Origin of the sequence: Lachnoclostridium phytofermentans ISDg, assembly GCF_000018685.1 — a bacterium.
Lineage (GTDB): Bacteria > Bacillota > Clostridia > Lachnospirales > Lachnospiraceae > Lachnoclostridium > Lachnoclostridium phytofermentans.
In genome coordinates this window covers 1-15000 of sequence record NC_010001.1, presented here as the reverse complement: position 1 = coordinate 15000, position 15000 = coordinate 1, and the positions used below count along the sequence as shown (strand labels likewise).

11 protein-coding genes are annotated in these 15000 nt (G+C 33.9%); all 11 read right to left on the bottom strand.

What is annotated here, in order from left to right:
- Nucleotides 1-396 precede the first annotated feature (396 nt).
- Complete coding sequence (gene cysK, locus CPHY_RS00060; RefSeq protein WP_012198045.1) at nt 397-1329, bottom strand: cysteine synthase A; 933 nt, start codon at nt 1327-1329, stop codon at nt 397-399.
- A gap of 41 nt (nt 1330-1370) precedes the next feature.
- Nucleotides 1371-2657 (bottom strand): O-acetylhomoserine aminocarboxypropyltransferase/cysteine synthase family protein, encoded by a 1287-nt coding sequence (locus tag CPHY_RS00055; protein ID WP_012198044.1) that lies wholly within the window; start codon nt 2655-2657, stop codon nt 1371-1373.
- Nucleotides 2658-3129: 472 nt separating this feature from the next.
- Entirely contained in the window at nt 3130-3567 is a 438-nt protein-coding gene (locus CPHY_RS00050) for an RrF2 family transcriptional regulator (protein WP_012198043.1), read from the bottom strand.
- A 78-nt stretch (nt 3568-3645) separates the two neighbouring features.
- Nucleotides 3646-4194, bottom strand: a complete 549-nt coding sequence (locus CPHY_RS00045) for a Fe-S-containing hydro-lyase (RefSeq protein ID WP_012198042.1) — start codon at nt 4192-4194, stop codon at nt 3646-3648.
- A 53-nt stretch (nt 4195-4247) separates the two neighbouring features.
- Entirely contained in the window at nt 4248-5090 is an 843-nt protein-coding gene (locus CPHY_RS00040; protein ID WP_012198041.1) for a fumarate hydratase, read from the bottom strand.
- Nucleotides 5091-5369: 279 nt separating this feature from the next.
- The gene (gene gyrA, locus CPHY_RS00035) at nt 5370-8069 is read right to left on the bottom strand and encodes a DNA gyrase subunit A (RefSeq protein WP_012198040.1); all 2700 of its coding nucleotides are present in this window, start codon (nt 8067-8069) and stop codon (nt 5370-5372) included.
- Nucleotides 8070-8086: 17 nt separating this feature from the next.
- Nucleotides 8087-10015, bottom strand: a complete 1929-nt coding sequence (gene gyrB / locus CPHY_RS00030) for a DNA topoisomerase (ATP-hydrolyzing) subunit B (RefSeq protein ID WP_012198039.1) — start codon at nt 10013-10015, stop codon at nt 8087-8089.
- 33 nt (nt 10016-10048) lie between these two features.
- Complete coding sequence (gene recF / locus CPHY_RS00025; RefSeq protein WP_012198038.1) at nt 10049-11131, bottom strand: DNA replication/repair protein RecF; 1083 nt, start codon at nt 11129-11131, stop codon at nt 10049-10051.
- 555 nt (nt 11132-11686) lie between these two features.
- On the bottom strand, nt 11687-11902 hold the full coding sequence (locus CPHY_RS00020; RefSeq protein WP_012198037.1) for an RNA-binding S4 domain-containing protein: 216 nt from the start codon (nt 11900-11902) through the stop codon (nt 11687-11689).
- A gap of 137 nt (nt 11903-12039) precedes the next feature.
- Nucleotides 12040-13152 carry a DNA polymerase III subunit beta gene (dnaN, locus tag CPHY_RS00015; protein ID WP_012198036.1) on the bottom strand — a complete coding sequence of 371 codons (1113 nt, stop codon included), beginning with the start codon at nt 13150-13152 and terminating at the stop codon, nt 12040-12042.
- Between the two features lie 412 nt (nt 13153-13564).
- Nucleotides 13565-14926: a chromosomal replication initiator protein DnaA gene (dnaA, locus tag CPHY_RS00010; protein ID WP_012198035.1), complete on the bottom strand. Its 1362-nt coding sequence runs from the start codon at nt 14924-14926 to the stop codon at nt 13565-13567.
- Nucleotides 14927-15000: the final 74 nt, after the last annotated feature.

Here is a 15000-nt window from a genome sequence, read left to right as displayed (position 1 = left end):
AATTGGTGATTATCCTCTAGGATATCTTACCAATTACTTATGATAGTGTATCTTGTTTTACTATATTTATACACTTCAATAAAACAATCCTTAATTAGCGACTTATCTTCTATATTGTTATATACTTACCAATAGCAATTTAGCTTGTTATAAATCCACACATCTCGATATGGTAAAACAACTAACTCTGTAATAACTAACTCTGTAACAAATGCAACACATCTATCACAGAGTTAGTTTTGAAACCTATAATATTATACAAATATAATGACACCTAAATTTATGGGGAACATTGTACATCTATAAAATTTTCATATCTAGAGGATGGGGAATTACCTGAATTGAAATACTCTTTGATCAAATCATTTCAAGTAATAAGTAATCTATTCACTTATACTATTGTTCTGAGAATAATGGTGTAGATAAATATCTCTCTCCGGTATCAGGTAATATAACTACAATATTTTTACCTGCATTTTCTGGACGCTTAGCTAATTGTACTGCTGCATACACTGCTGCCCCTGATGATATTCCAACTAAAAGTCCCTCAGTTTTAGCAATTTCACGTCCTGTGGTGAATGCATCTTCATTTTCTACTGTAATAATTTCATCATACACTTTGGTGTTTAACGTATCTGGAATAAATCCTGCACCAATTCCTTGAATTTTATGAGGACCTGCTACCCCTTTTGATAAAACAGGAGAACTTGCTGGCTCAACAGCTACGACTTTAATATTCGGGTTTTGTGTTTTTAGGTATTCTCCTGCTCCTGTAATTGTTCCACCAGTTCCAATACCAGATACTAAGATATCAACTTTACCATCTGTATCTTTCCAAATCTCTGGTCCTGTCGTTTTTCTATGAACTTCTGGATTTGCAGGATTAATAAACTGACCTGGAATAAAGGAATTTGGAGTTTCCTTTGCAAGTTCCTCTGCTTTTGCAATAGCTCCCTTCATACCAAGGCTACCATCTGTAAGAACAAGCTCTGCTCCATAAGCCTTTAATAGGTTACGTCTTTCAACACTCATCGTTTCGGGCATTGTTAAAATAATACGATAACCTCTTGCTGTTGCAACAGAGGCTAAACCAATACCGGTATTACCACTTGTTGGTTCAATAATAACGGCACCTTTTTTGATAAGACCTCTTTCCTCCGCGTCTTCGATCATTGCTTTTGCTACACGATCTTTGACACTACCGGCAGGATTAAAGTATTCTAACTTGCCTATAATATTGGCCTTTAAATCTTGTTGTTTTACAAAACTACTTAATTCTAATAATGGTGTATTTCCAATTAAATCTGTTAAACTTTTCGCTATTTTCATAACTATCCCTCCAAAATATTATTCTAATGATTATCTAAAACTTAATCTAATGCTTTTTCCAGGTCATATAAAATATCGTCAATATGTTCTGTTCCAATCGATAAACGAACCGTATTTGGTTTTATTCCAGAATTTTTTAATTCTTCTTCGTTCATTTGCGAGTGTGTTGTTGACGCTGGATGTATTACTAATGATTTTACATCTGCAACATTTGCAAGTAAAGAGAATATCTGAAGCTTATCAATAAATTCCTTTGCCTCTTTCTCTCCACCCTTGATTTCTATTGTAAAAATTGAACCAGCTCCTTTTTTAAAATACTTTTGATATAACTCATGAGACTCACTTTCTTTTAAAGAAGGATGATTTACTTTCTCAATGTTTGGATGTTTATTTAAAAACTCTACAACCTTGAGTGCATTCTCTACATGACGTTCTACACGTAGTGACAATGTTTCTAATCCCTGTAAAAACATAAATGCATGAAATGGTGATAATGCAGCGCCAGTGTCTCTTAATAATATTGCTCTTATCTTTGTCACAAATGCCGCTTCTCCTACTGCCTTTGTAAATGAAATTCCATGGTACGATGGATTTGGCTCTGTTAATGATGAAAATTTCCCGGATGCTTCCCAATCAAATTTACCACTATCAATAATAACACCACCAATTGATGTTCCATGACCACCGATGAACTTCGTAGCTGAATGTACTACAATATCTGCTCCATATTCAATAGGACGAAGCAAATATGGCGTTGCAAAGGTATTGTCTATTACAAGAGGTATTTTATTTTCATGAGCAATCTTAGCAATTGCTTCTATGTCAAGGACATTAGAATTAGGATTACCAAGGCTTTCAATAAATACACCTTTGGTATTATCCTTAATTGCATATTTAACATTTTCTACGTCTGAGGCATCTACAAAGGTGGTTGTGATTCCATACTCTTTTAGTGTATGCGCCAATAGATTATAAGATCCACCATAAATGTCTTTCGATGCAACAATATGATCACCTGATTGTGCCAGATTCATAATAGTATAGGTTATGGCTGCTGCACCTGAAGCAACAGCTAAAGCTGCGACTCCGCCCTCTAAGGCTGAAATTCTTTTTTCAAATACATCTTGTGTTGGATTTGTTAGACGTCCATAAATATTTCCTGCATCTGTAAGATTAAATCTTGCTGTTGCATGATCTGCATTATGAAATACATAAGATGTTGTTTGATAGATAGGAACCGCTCTTGCATCCGTTGCTATATCTGCATTCTCCTGACCAACATGTAACTGTAATGTCTCAAACTTCAAATTCCTTTTTTGCTCACTCATACTATAATACTCCCTTTCTCTTTTTATTATTTAGCTACCCCTGTATTCTTATGTACTTTATCAATCTCTTTTAAATAATAATTTTTCTTATCTATATATTCATATAGACTTAGTATGAATTAATGTTATTATATTCTTACTCTCAAAATTTGTCAATATGATTTCTTAAAATTAAAGAATATATTTCATGAATACATGTTTAATTTTAATCAAAACGATTTTCTTTGATATAATGTATGTCTTAAACAATATACTAATTCAGATACTATAATAAATGTTTGGATATGCGATAAATAATTCACTACTCTAACACTTTTAATTTTATCGTTTAATTTTTTAATGATAATTCAATTTATATTTCATAGAAGTTAAAATCTGTCTGAATTAATTTTTAATATTTTGAATTATATGAAAAGGAGTATACCTTATCTTTCAATAAGGCATACTCCCTTGAAGGCTATTCTAATTCACTTTATATTACATAGTTATTTTCACCAAGTTCTCGATGGCGTTCCACTAAATCCTCTAACGTAATATTATCAACTACATTATTTACTGCCTCATTTATCTTCTGATAAACAAATAAAGTTGCGCAGGAACCATATCGATTACAATCGTTATCTTCCTCTTCTACACAGGATACTGGCGCAAGACTTCCTTCAATTAATTTTAATATCATACCAACTGTATACTCTTTTGGTTCTTTTGTTAACCGATAACCACCTTGGGCTCCTCTTGAACTTTTCACATATCCAGCTCTGCTTAACAGGGTTATAATCTGTTCTAGGTACTTATCAGAAATTTCCTGTCTCCCGGCAATGCTCTTAATTGTAATAAATTCACCAGTATTGTTAATAGCTAAATCTAACATCAGACGAAGCGCATATCGTCCTTTCGTTGAAATCTTCATATCTTCTCCGCCTTTCCTTTCTACGATTAATAATTATCATAAAATCAATACAAAGTCAATACAATTCCTATTATTTCACTATGAATTTATCGAATTCATTTGTAATTCATAGAAATTATTACCATTCGAGTCAATAACTACAATCACGGGTAAATTTTCAACCCATAATTCACGAATAGCTTCTGTGCCTAAATCCTCATAGGCAATTACCTTAGATGATTTAATACACTTTGAGAGTAAGGCACCTGCTCCCCCAACAGCAGCAAAATATACAGCTTTATTCCTTACCATGGAAGCGATTACATCTTCATTTCTTTTTCCTTTACCAATCATTCCTTTTAAACCTAAATCAAGAAGAGTAGGGGTATACTTATCCATTCTGCTACTTGTAGTTGGGCCTGCAGAACCTATTACCTGTCCCTCTCTTGCTGGAGTAGGACCAAGATAATAAATAACTTGATTAGTCATATCAAAAGGTAATTCCTTATTCTGTTGTAACGCCTCGAACATTCTTTTATGAGCAGCATCCCTCGCAGTATATATTTTTCCTGACAGGTATACATAATCACCTGCTTTTAGTCCTACCACTTTAGATGAATCTATCGGCGTCGTAATATACTTATCCATGTTACCCCCATCTGCTTACTTTAACACGCATACAAACAACCTTATTCCCTTATCTACAGTACTCTTTTCACATGGCGATTCACATGACAACAGATATTAATAGCAAGAGGAAGTCCTGCAATATGAGTTGGATAAATTTCAATATTAACACCCAGAGCAGTGGTATTTCCTCCCAGACCACCAGGTCCGATACCTGTCTGATTAATTTCTTTTAGAAGCTCTTGTTCTAATCGTTTTATATGTTCTTCTTTCGAACTTTCCTCTAAGTTTCTTGTTAATGCTTTTTTTGCTAGAATCGCACATTTTTCAAATGTTCCGCCGATTCCTACTCCAATCACCATAGGAGGGCATGCATTAGGACCAGCGAGCTTTACGGTTTCTAATACTGCTTTTTTGATTCCTTCTTCCCCATCGGACGGTTTGAGCATAACAACACGGCTCATATTTTCACTACCAAATCCTTTTGGAGCAACTGTTATTTCAATATCTTCTCCTGGGATAATACTATAGTGGATAATTCCTGGTGTGTTATCTTTTGTATTTTCTCGAAGTAGCGGATCGTTTACCACAGATTTCCTAAGATATCCTTCCTCGTAGCCTTGTCTTATCCCTTCATTGATAGCAGTCTCTAGATAATCTCCTTCTAGATGTACATCCTGACCAATTGAAATAAATACTACTGCCATTCCTGTATCTTGACATATGGGAATGAGGTCTTTTTGTGCAATCTCTAAGTTTTCCTTTAATTGACCTAAAATCTTTTTTCCAAGGTCTGAGTTTTCCATGAGGCTTGCTTTCTTTAGTCTATTCGTAACATCCTCTGTCAGATGCAAATTTGCTTCAATGCACATTTCTTTTATTGCCTTTGTAATAGCATTCGTATGTACTATTCTCATAAAACCTCAATTCCGATACTATCGTACCTTGAAATAACAACGGTCCATTTATATATACAAGATGAGTTAGGAATCCAATAAATCTTCTTGTGAACAAAAAAAGTACGCTAAACGATTTTTCTTTATCACGAATTCTTATTGAAAATATCAACTTTTATCTCTAAATAATTTTAGAAAATTCGTAGTCCATAGGGATTACCAAAGGACTACGAATTTCTAAAATATCGGAAAATCATATTACTTTATGTTTTATCCGAATACCAGTATTTACTCTTTTTCTTAATCTTCTTGATCTTCTTCTTGTTTTTCTTGATCTTCCTGTTCTTCTTGATCCTTAAGAGCACGTGATACTAATTCCTCAAGGTCTTTCGTATCATCCATAAGATCTTCTTCCTCTAGGGAATTATCTCCTTCGAAGGAGTCATCCTCTTCAGAATACTCTTCCTCTTCTTGATCATCTTCTGGAGGTATTACTACATTTTCTTCTTTTAGTTCTTCCTCCAATTTTTTTAGAACATCTTCTTCTGAATTCATACTACTTTCTTTAACTTTCGCTAAGCTAGCAACTCTAATATCCTTACCCGCATCAATATTAATTAACTTAACACCAGAAGTTATTCTACCAAGGATGCTAATACCGTTTACTTCAAGGCGAATGATGATACCTTCATTGGTTATTATCATTACCTCATGTTCTTCGTTTACAGCTTTCGCTCCTACTACATTTCCAGTCTTCTCGGTAATCTTGTAGCATTTCACACCTTTACCACCACGTCTTTGTGGAGTAAATTCATCAAGGTCAGTTAGTTTACCTAAGCCATATTCTGAAACTGTAAGTAAATACTTACCTTGAGTGTGAATCTGCATTGCAACTACTTCGTCCCCATTAGTTAAATTCATACCAATAACACCCATAGATGCTCTACCAGTATTACGTACATCTTTCTCATGGAAACGGATACACATACCGTTTTTAGTTACTAGGACAATATCTTTTTGACTGTTGGTTGTCTTAACTTCAATTAATTCGTCATCTTCTCTTAGATTAATTGCTTGAAGACCGGTCTTTCGAATATTTTGATATTCTTTAATCTTAGTCTTTTTCACAATACCATCTTTTGTAGCCATAAACAGATAACGATTGTCTTTATATTCTTTTAAAGCAATAATCGCTGTAATTCTTTCCTCTGGTAACAATTGTAGAAGATTTACGATAGCTGTTCCTCTGGCTGTTCTTGAGGACTCCGGAATTTCGTATGCCTTTAATCGATATACTCTACCTTTGTTGGTAAAGAACATAATATAGTGGTGGGTTGTAGTCATGAATAAGTCTTCAATAAAGTCTTCGTCAATGGTCTGCATACCCTTAATTCCTTTGCCGCCACGATGCTGACTCTTAAAGTTATCAATAGTCATTCTCTTGATATAACCTAAGCGTGTCATTGCAATTACGGTATTTTCATCTGGAATTAAATCTTCCATGGAAATATCAAACTCATCAAATCCGATGGAAGTTCTTCTTTCATCTCCGAATTTATCATTAATAACCTGGATTTCTCCTTTGATGACACCAAGCAATAATTTCTCATCTGCTAAGATTGCTTCAAATTCAGCAATTCTTCTCTGAAGCTCAGCAAATTCATCCTGAAGCTTCTCGCGTTCCAAACCTGTTAACGCACGAAGTCTCATATCAATAATTGCTTGCGCCTGAATATCATCAAACTCAAATCTCTCGATTAATCGTTCTTTTGCCATAGCACCATTTTTTGAGGCACGTATAATATTAATAACCTCATCAATAAAATCCAGTGCTTTTAATAATCCCTCTAAAATATGCGCTCTTTCTTTTGCCTTGTTTAAATCATAAGTAATTCTTCTCGTTACAACTTCTTCTTGATGCTTTAAGTAATAACTCAACATTTCAAGAAGTGTAAGTACTTTTGGCTGATTATTTACTAAAGCAAGCATAATCACACCAAAGGTATCTTGTAACTGAGTATGTTTATATAATTGATTTAAGATTACATTTGCATTCACATCACGACGAAGTTCAATACAAATTCTCATACCTTCTCTGTCAGATTCATCACGAAGTTCCGTAATTCCATCAATCTTTTTATCACGTACTAGCTCTGCAATTTTTTCAATCAAACGAGCTTTATTTACCATGTAAGGTAATTCCGTAACAATAATACGGTTTTTACCGTTTGCCATTGGCTCAATATTTGTTACCGCACGTACACGAATCTTTCCTCGTCCAGTACGATATGCTTCTTCAATCCCTCTTGTACCAAGTATCATTGCACCAGTAGGAAAATCCGGTCCCTTAACGATTTCTAATAATTCTTCAATCGTTGTTTCCTTTTCCTCAATTTTATTATCAATAATGCGAACTACTGCACCTATGATCTCTCTCATGTTGTGAGGAGGGATATTGGTTGCCATACCTACCGCAATACCAGACGTTCCATTTACCAAAAGATTCGGATATCTTGCTGGAAGAACCAATGGTTCTTTTTCTGTTTCATCGAAGTTTGGAGCAAAATCAACGGTGTCTTTATTAATATCAGACAACATCTCCATGGAGATTTTACTTAATCTAGCTTCGGTGTAACGCATGGCAGCAGCACCGTCACCATCCACGGAACCGAAGTTACCGTGACCATCCACTAATGGATATCTGGTTGACCATTCCTGTGCTAAATTTACTAATGCGCCGTAGATAGAGCTATCACCATGAGGGTGATATTTACCCATCGTATCACCGACAATACGCGCACACTTACGGTGTGGCTTGTCAGGACCGTTATTTAACTCTATCATAGCGTATAAAATTCTTCTCTGTACCGGTTTTAATCCATCTCTTACATCCGGAAGGGCTCTGGCTGCAATAACCGACATGGCATACTCGATATAGGAGGTTTCCATTGTCTTTTTAAGGTCGACATCATGCACCTTATCAAAGATATTCTCGTCCATTCTAATTCCTCCGTAACTTAGATATCTAAGTTCTTAACATATTTTGCATTTGCTTCAATAAATTCACGTCTAGGTTCTACGTTATCACCCATCAAGGTAGTAAACGTTAAGTCAATTTCAGAAGAATTTTCTTCATCCATCTTTACTCGAAGTAAAACTCTTCTCTCAGGATCCATTGTTGTTTCCCACAGCTGTTCTGCATCCATTTCACCTAAACCTTTATAACGTTGAATCTTATTGTTTTGATCTCGTCCAATCTGCAATAAAATGTTGTTTAAGTCTTCGTCTGAATAAGCATACCAAACCTGCTTGCTTTTCTCGACTTTATAAAGCGGTGGTTGGGCAAGGTAAACATATCCATCACGAATTAATTCTGGCATAAAACGATAGAGGAACGTTAATAATAGAGTACTGATATGGGCACCATCAACATCGGCATCGGTCATAATAATAATCTTATGATAACGGAGCTTTGAGATATCGAAATCATCAGAAATACCAGTACCAAACGCAGTAATCATGGCTTTAATTTCGTTGTTAACCAATATTTTATCGAGTCTTGATTTTTCAACATTTAATATTTTTCCTCTAAGCGGAAGGATAGCTTGCGTAGCACGAGATCTTGCTGTCTTTGCTGAACCACCCGCGGAATCACCCTCAACTATATAAATTTCGCAGTTCTTTGGATCTTTATCCGAACAGTCTGCTAATTTTCCAGGTAAACTCATTCCTTCTAGTGCAGTCTTTCTACGAGTTAAATCTCTAGCCTTACGCGCAGCATCTCTTGCTCTTTGTGCAAGTACTGCTTTTTCTAAGATTATCTTAGCAACCGAAGGATTCTGCTCTAGAAAATACGTTAACTGCTCACTTACAACGCTGTCAACAGCTGCTCTTGCTTCACTGTTTCCAAGTTTTTGCTTTGTTTGTCCTTCAAATTGTGGATCTGGAAGTTTGATACTAATAATCGCAGTGAGTCCTTCCCTGATATCTTCACCAGATAAATTAGTCTCGTTATCCTTTAAGAACTTCATTTGTCTTGCGAAGTCATTAAAGGTTTTCGTTATGGCATTTTTAAAACCAGTATAATGAGTACCACCTTCTGGTGTCGTAATATTATTTACAAAGCTATAACAACTTTCTGAATAAGAGTCATTATGTTGCATTGCAACTTCAACATATACACTATCTCTTGTTCCTTCGCAGTAAATTATCTCAGGATAAAGATTGGATTTATGTTTATTTAGGTACTGAACATACTCCTTAATACCGCCTTCATAGTGAAATTCTTTCACATTTGGCTCAGTATTTCCTTCTTCCTCGGAAGTTCTTAAGTCTCTTAAAATAATTTTAAGGCCTTTTGTTAAAAATGCCATCTCACGTAGACGTTGTTTTAAAATATCATAATCATAAACGGTTTCTTCAAAAATACTTCGATCTGGTAAAAATGATACCGTTGTTCCTGTACGGTCAGATTCTCCAACAACACGTAATGGCTCTATCACCTTACCGCATTCATATCTTTGTTTATACATCTTTCCTTCAAGTTCTACTGTTACCTCTAACCACTCGGAAAGTGCATTAACTACAGATGCTCCTACGCCATGTAATCCTCCGGATACCTTGTATCCTCCACCGCCAAACTTTCCGCCGGCATGAAGTATGGTAAATACAACCTCTACTGTGGAAATTCCTTTTTTCTTGTTTGTTTCAACAGGTATACCTCTACCATTGTCAATAACAGTAATAGAATTGTCTGGATTAATAGATACGTCGATGGTATTACAATATCCAGCCAAAGCCTCATCGACAGCATTATCCACGATTTCATAAACTAGGTGATGGAGACCCCTACTAGAAGTACTTCCAATGTACATACCTGGTCGCTTTCTTACCGCTTCTAATCCCTCTAAAATTTGTATTTGGTCAGCTCCGTAATCCTTACTCATATCTAGCCTCCTGCAATTTATGCATTAAATGTTTTATCCCTTTTCAACAGTTCCTTGAATAACCTTATAAATTCGATCCGTCTCTATTCTGTTATTCACAAATTCTTCAAGACCGGTACAGGTTACTATAGTTTGAATTCCAACAATGCTATCTAATAACTGATTTTGCCTTTTTCTATCTAGTTCGGACAATACATCATCTAACAGTAGAATTGGTTTATCTTTCGTTACCTGTTTTACTAATTCTATTTCCGCAAGCTTTAAAGATAATGCAGCAGTTCTTTGCTGCCCTTGTGATCCATACTTTCTGACATCCTGACCATTGATTAGAAAACTAAGGTCATCCCGATGAGGTCCTACGTTTGTTACCTTTAAGGCTATATCACGTTCCATACTCTTTTTAAGTTTATTTTCAAACTCACTTTCTGCTACACTTGCTTCATAAACGATCTCTAATTCTTCTTTTCCATCGCTAAGTTTTTTATGTAGTGCAATAATAAGTTCATTCATGCTTTTCATAAAGGCATCTCTCTCTTTAATCAATGCAGACCCAAAATGAATTAATTGCTGATCCCACACATAAAGCGTATCCAATAAACTTTTGTTAAAACCTATTTGCTTTAATAAATTGTTTCTTTGATTTAAAACTTTGTTGTAATTTATCAGATTGTGTAGATATAACTTACTTAATTGACAAAGTTCCATGTCAATAAACCGTCTACGTTCGCTAGGTCCATTTTTAATTATGGATAAATCCTCCGGAGAAAAAAATACAACATTAATGATACCGAATAATTCAGAAGATCGTTTAATCGGAATTCCATCAATAGCAACACCTTTGGGTTTATTTTTTTTTAAGTGCATATCAAGCCGATGATCCACATCATCCCGATTTATCCTCATGCGAATATGTGCTTCTTCTGACTGTAGTTTAATAATTTCTCTGTCCTTACTTCCTTTATGTGACTTTGTGGTAGCACAAAGAAACACTGCTTCAAGTATGTTTGTCTTTCCCTGAGCATTGTCTCCATACAAAATATTAGTCGATGGAGAAAACTCCAAAGATAAGTTCTCATAATTTCTAAAATTACTCAATTCAAGAGACTTTACAATCATCCCTGCACCAACTATCTAATCATTTTAAATACTATCTCAATTATAAAACCTCTAAAAAATCGAGCAAGAAAACCCAAGCGTGTTTACACGCTTTTTGTACATGGTTTTTTTTGATAAGATTTTTTTTAGAAATGTTTTAATTAGAGATTAGGATTTTACATGTATACAAGAAAAAGCACACTATCAATTCCTTGTGATAAAAAATCAACAAACAGTTTTGATACTGCCAAAAATAAATTTGATGTGTAAATTATTTGATTTCACATTGCTCACGATGCTTTATCTGGATAAGTCCAGCACTATCATTTTGCCCTATTTATTTAAAAAATTCTATCAGGCAAAAATCCCTATCTCTCATTATACACTATAATGCAAGTAGAATGCCAGCAAAAAGCATAATTTTTTTAAAGCATCGACAATTTTATTAAATTCTAAACTTTTTATAAATTATAATTGGAAATTCAATATTCACCTCTATGCATAAAAATACATATTCATACATAGAGGTGATATTAGAGACTTCACAAAACGTGAAGATGAATTTAGTTAGATGATTTATTCATGATCGACGATTTGAACGATTTCATTGTTAAACTCAATAGAGTCACCACCATGAATTTTTTTTCCTCTTTGATATTCTACAACTCCATTCACTTTAACAAGTCCTTCGGTAATAACATCTTTCGCTTCGACTCCAGAATCAACAAGTCCGGCAGCTTTTAAAGCTTGTCCTAATTTTATAAATTCTTCTCTTAATATAATTTTTTCCATATATCAACCAATCTGCGTGCTGTATCGCGCTAAAATATCATCATGAAATACAGATAAAAGTTCTAGATTTTTCATGATTTTTCGTTAACAAAAACATAGTCATCTAAGATTTTATTAACATTAATTTTTTAACTTATCTAGTATTGTGCTGCATTAAAACTTACCGGAAGAATCAAGTAAATATAAGATTCCTCTTTATCTTTTATGAAACATGGTGCCTTTGGATTAATGAGGTAAATCTCTACCTCTTCATCATCAATTACACGGAGTGCATCAATTAAAAACTTAGGATTAAACCCAATTAGTATATCTTTTCCCTCTTTTTCAATATCAATATCTTCATCCATTGTTCCAATGGAGGTATTGATTTTTAATTCTAATTTTTTATCTTCAATGCCAACAATAATTGGCTTTTTCTCGGTTTCTTTAATTAACAAAGTCGCTCTATCTATACAACTTAAGAATTCTTTTTTATTAATTTTAACTTTTGTTTCATAGTCTCCGGAAAGCATTTGATCAATTTTGTAATACTCACCTTCAATTAATCTTGAAAGTACTAAAGTATCATCAAATACAAATAAAACATGGCGATCTGTATAGTAAATGAATACTTCATCTGAGATTTCTCCGGATAAAATTTTACTTACTTCTTGTAGTGTTTTTCCTGGAACAAGAATTTTCTTCGGAGCATAGGAGTTTTTAAGTTCGACTTTACGTATCGAAATACGATGACCATCCAGTGAAACAACTCTAAGTTCATTGCCATTTATCTCAAAAAGTTCACCTGTCATAATTTTATTACTTTCGTTATCCGAAATAGAAAAAACAGTCTGGCGTATAACTTCTTTTAGTGTAAACTGTGATAATTCAATTGCTTCCTTCTTTTCGATGGTTGGCAACATAGGAAATTCTTCTGCAGATTTTCCCGCTATTGTAAATTTAGCTTTTTCACAGGTAATGGTTGTCATAAACTTTTCATCTGTTTCAACATTTACTTCATTATCCGGTAGTTTTCTTATTATTTCAGAAAAAACTTTAGCATTAATTGCAACAGAACCATTAGAAATTATGGAACCTTTTACAATAGTTTCGATACCAATTTCCATATCATTCGAAATTAATTTAATCGTATCATTTTGAACTTCAATAACGATACATTCTAAAATAGGCATTGTCGATTTTGAAGAAACTGCTTTCAAAGCAATATTGACACTGTTTAACAATTCATTCTTTTGGCAAGCGATTTTCATTTTGTGCATAACTCCCTTCAGCGATTTTTCATATATAAATAATTAATAGATTTATTAGTAATCGTAGTAGGGGGTGTTAGGAAGTGTATAAGTACCTCAAACCCTTACTGCGAAAGTCTTACAAGAAAGAATAACCATGTGAATAGTTTAGAACCAATTTTTAATTTTTATTAACATGCTAAGAACGATTATTAAGTTATCAATAGCCTTTAAACATGAAAATAACATCATTTAAACGAGTGAATGTGGATAACATTTTAAAAGTTTCTTAGAATTATAAACAATTTAGAAAAAAGGGTATAAAAACTAAAGGTCTATTAAAGTGAGACCAAGAAAATAATTAACAATGACTTGATATCAATGAAACATAAAGTGAGTCAGAAAACCGCCTCACTTTATATCAAGAAAGATATTATGGAGTAGGATTGATTTTTTTAATTAATACATCAATCGTATTCTGGAAGGAAGGATCCTTCTTAATATCTTTTTCTACTTTATTACATCCATGTAACACGGTAGAGTGATCTCGATTCCCCATCATCTTACCAATGTCTGTTAGGGAAAGAGAAGTCAATTTGCGGCAAAGGTACATCGCAATTTGTCTAGGATAAGCAATATTTCTACTGCGATTATCTGAATAAATTTCAGAAGTTGATGTAGTAAAATGCTCTGAAACAACCTCAATAATAAGATCAAGTGTTACCGTCTTTTTATTATCAGGTGAGATTAAATCTTTGAGAGCTTCTTCTGCAAGGATAACGTCAACTTCTTTCTTCTTTAACCTAGAAAGAGCAACGATTTTAGTTAATGCTCCCTCAAGTTCTCGAATATTTGACTTAATATTAGAAGCAATGTATTTCATTACTTCATCATCAATTGTTAGGCAATCAAGTTCTTCTTTTTTCTTAAGAATTGCCATTCTGGTTTCGTAATCTGGAGATTGAATATCTACTGTAAGACCCCATTCGAAACGGGATCTCAAACGTTCTTCCAATGTTAAAATATCCTTTGGAGGTTTATCGGAAGAAATAATGATCTGTTTTTTTGATTCATGTAAGGTATTAAATGTATGGAAAAACTCCTCTTGAGTTCTTTCTTTTCCAATAATAAATTGAATATCATCGATTAATAAAACATCAATGTTACGATATTTTTCACGAAATTCCGTTGGAGTAGTATCTGCATTACGAATGGATTCAATTAGCTCATTCGTAAATTTTTCACTCGTTACATAGAGTACTTTGGAATTCGGATTTTGCTCTAGTATATAGTGAGCAATGGAATGCATTAAGTGAGTTTTCCCAAGACCTACGCCACCATAAATAAATAGTGGATTATAAATTTCTGCCGGCGATTCTGCAACAGCCAAAGATGCTGCATGAGCCAGATTGTTATTCGCACCAACGACAAATGTGTCAAACGTGTAACGAGGATTTAAGTAAGATAAGCTTTCATTTTTTATTTTATTCGGAGCTTGCGTTTGCACTTTCTCTTCCGCTTTCGTTTGACTAAGAAGCACAAATTCAATTTCAAAATCTTGATTAATCACTTCTGCAATAGCAGTTTTTAAAAATTGACTGTATTTATTCTTAATAAAATCCAGGCTATTCGCACCGATTTTTGTATCATCTACAGAAAGCTTAATTACATTATCCTTAACATCATATACTTTGAGAGGAAGAAGCCAAGTTTTATAGGAAACCTCTGTAACATTATATTCGATTTTTAAAAACTCCAAAATTTCATTCCATTTTTCTTGAATCAAGCTTTTCATAGTAAAACCCGTGCCCTTCTCTGTATATATTATAATTACCATAAGAGGTTATTCTTACGACAAAAGACGCAGCA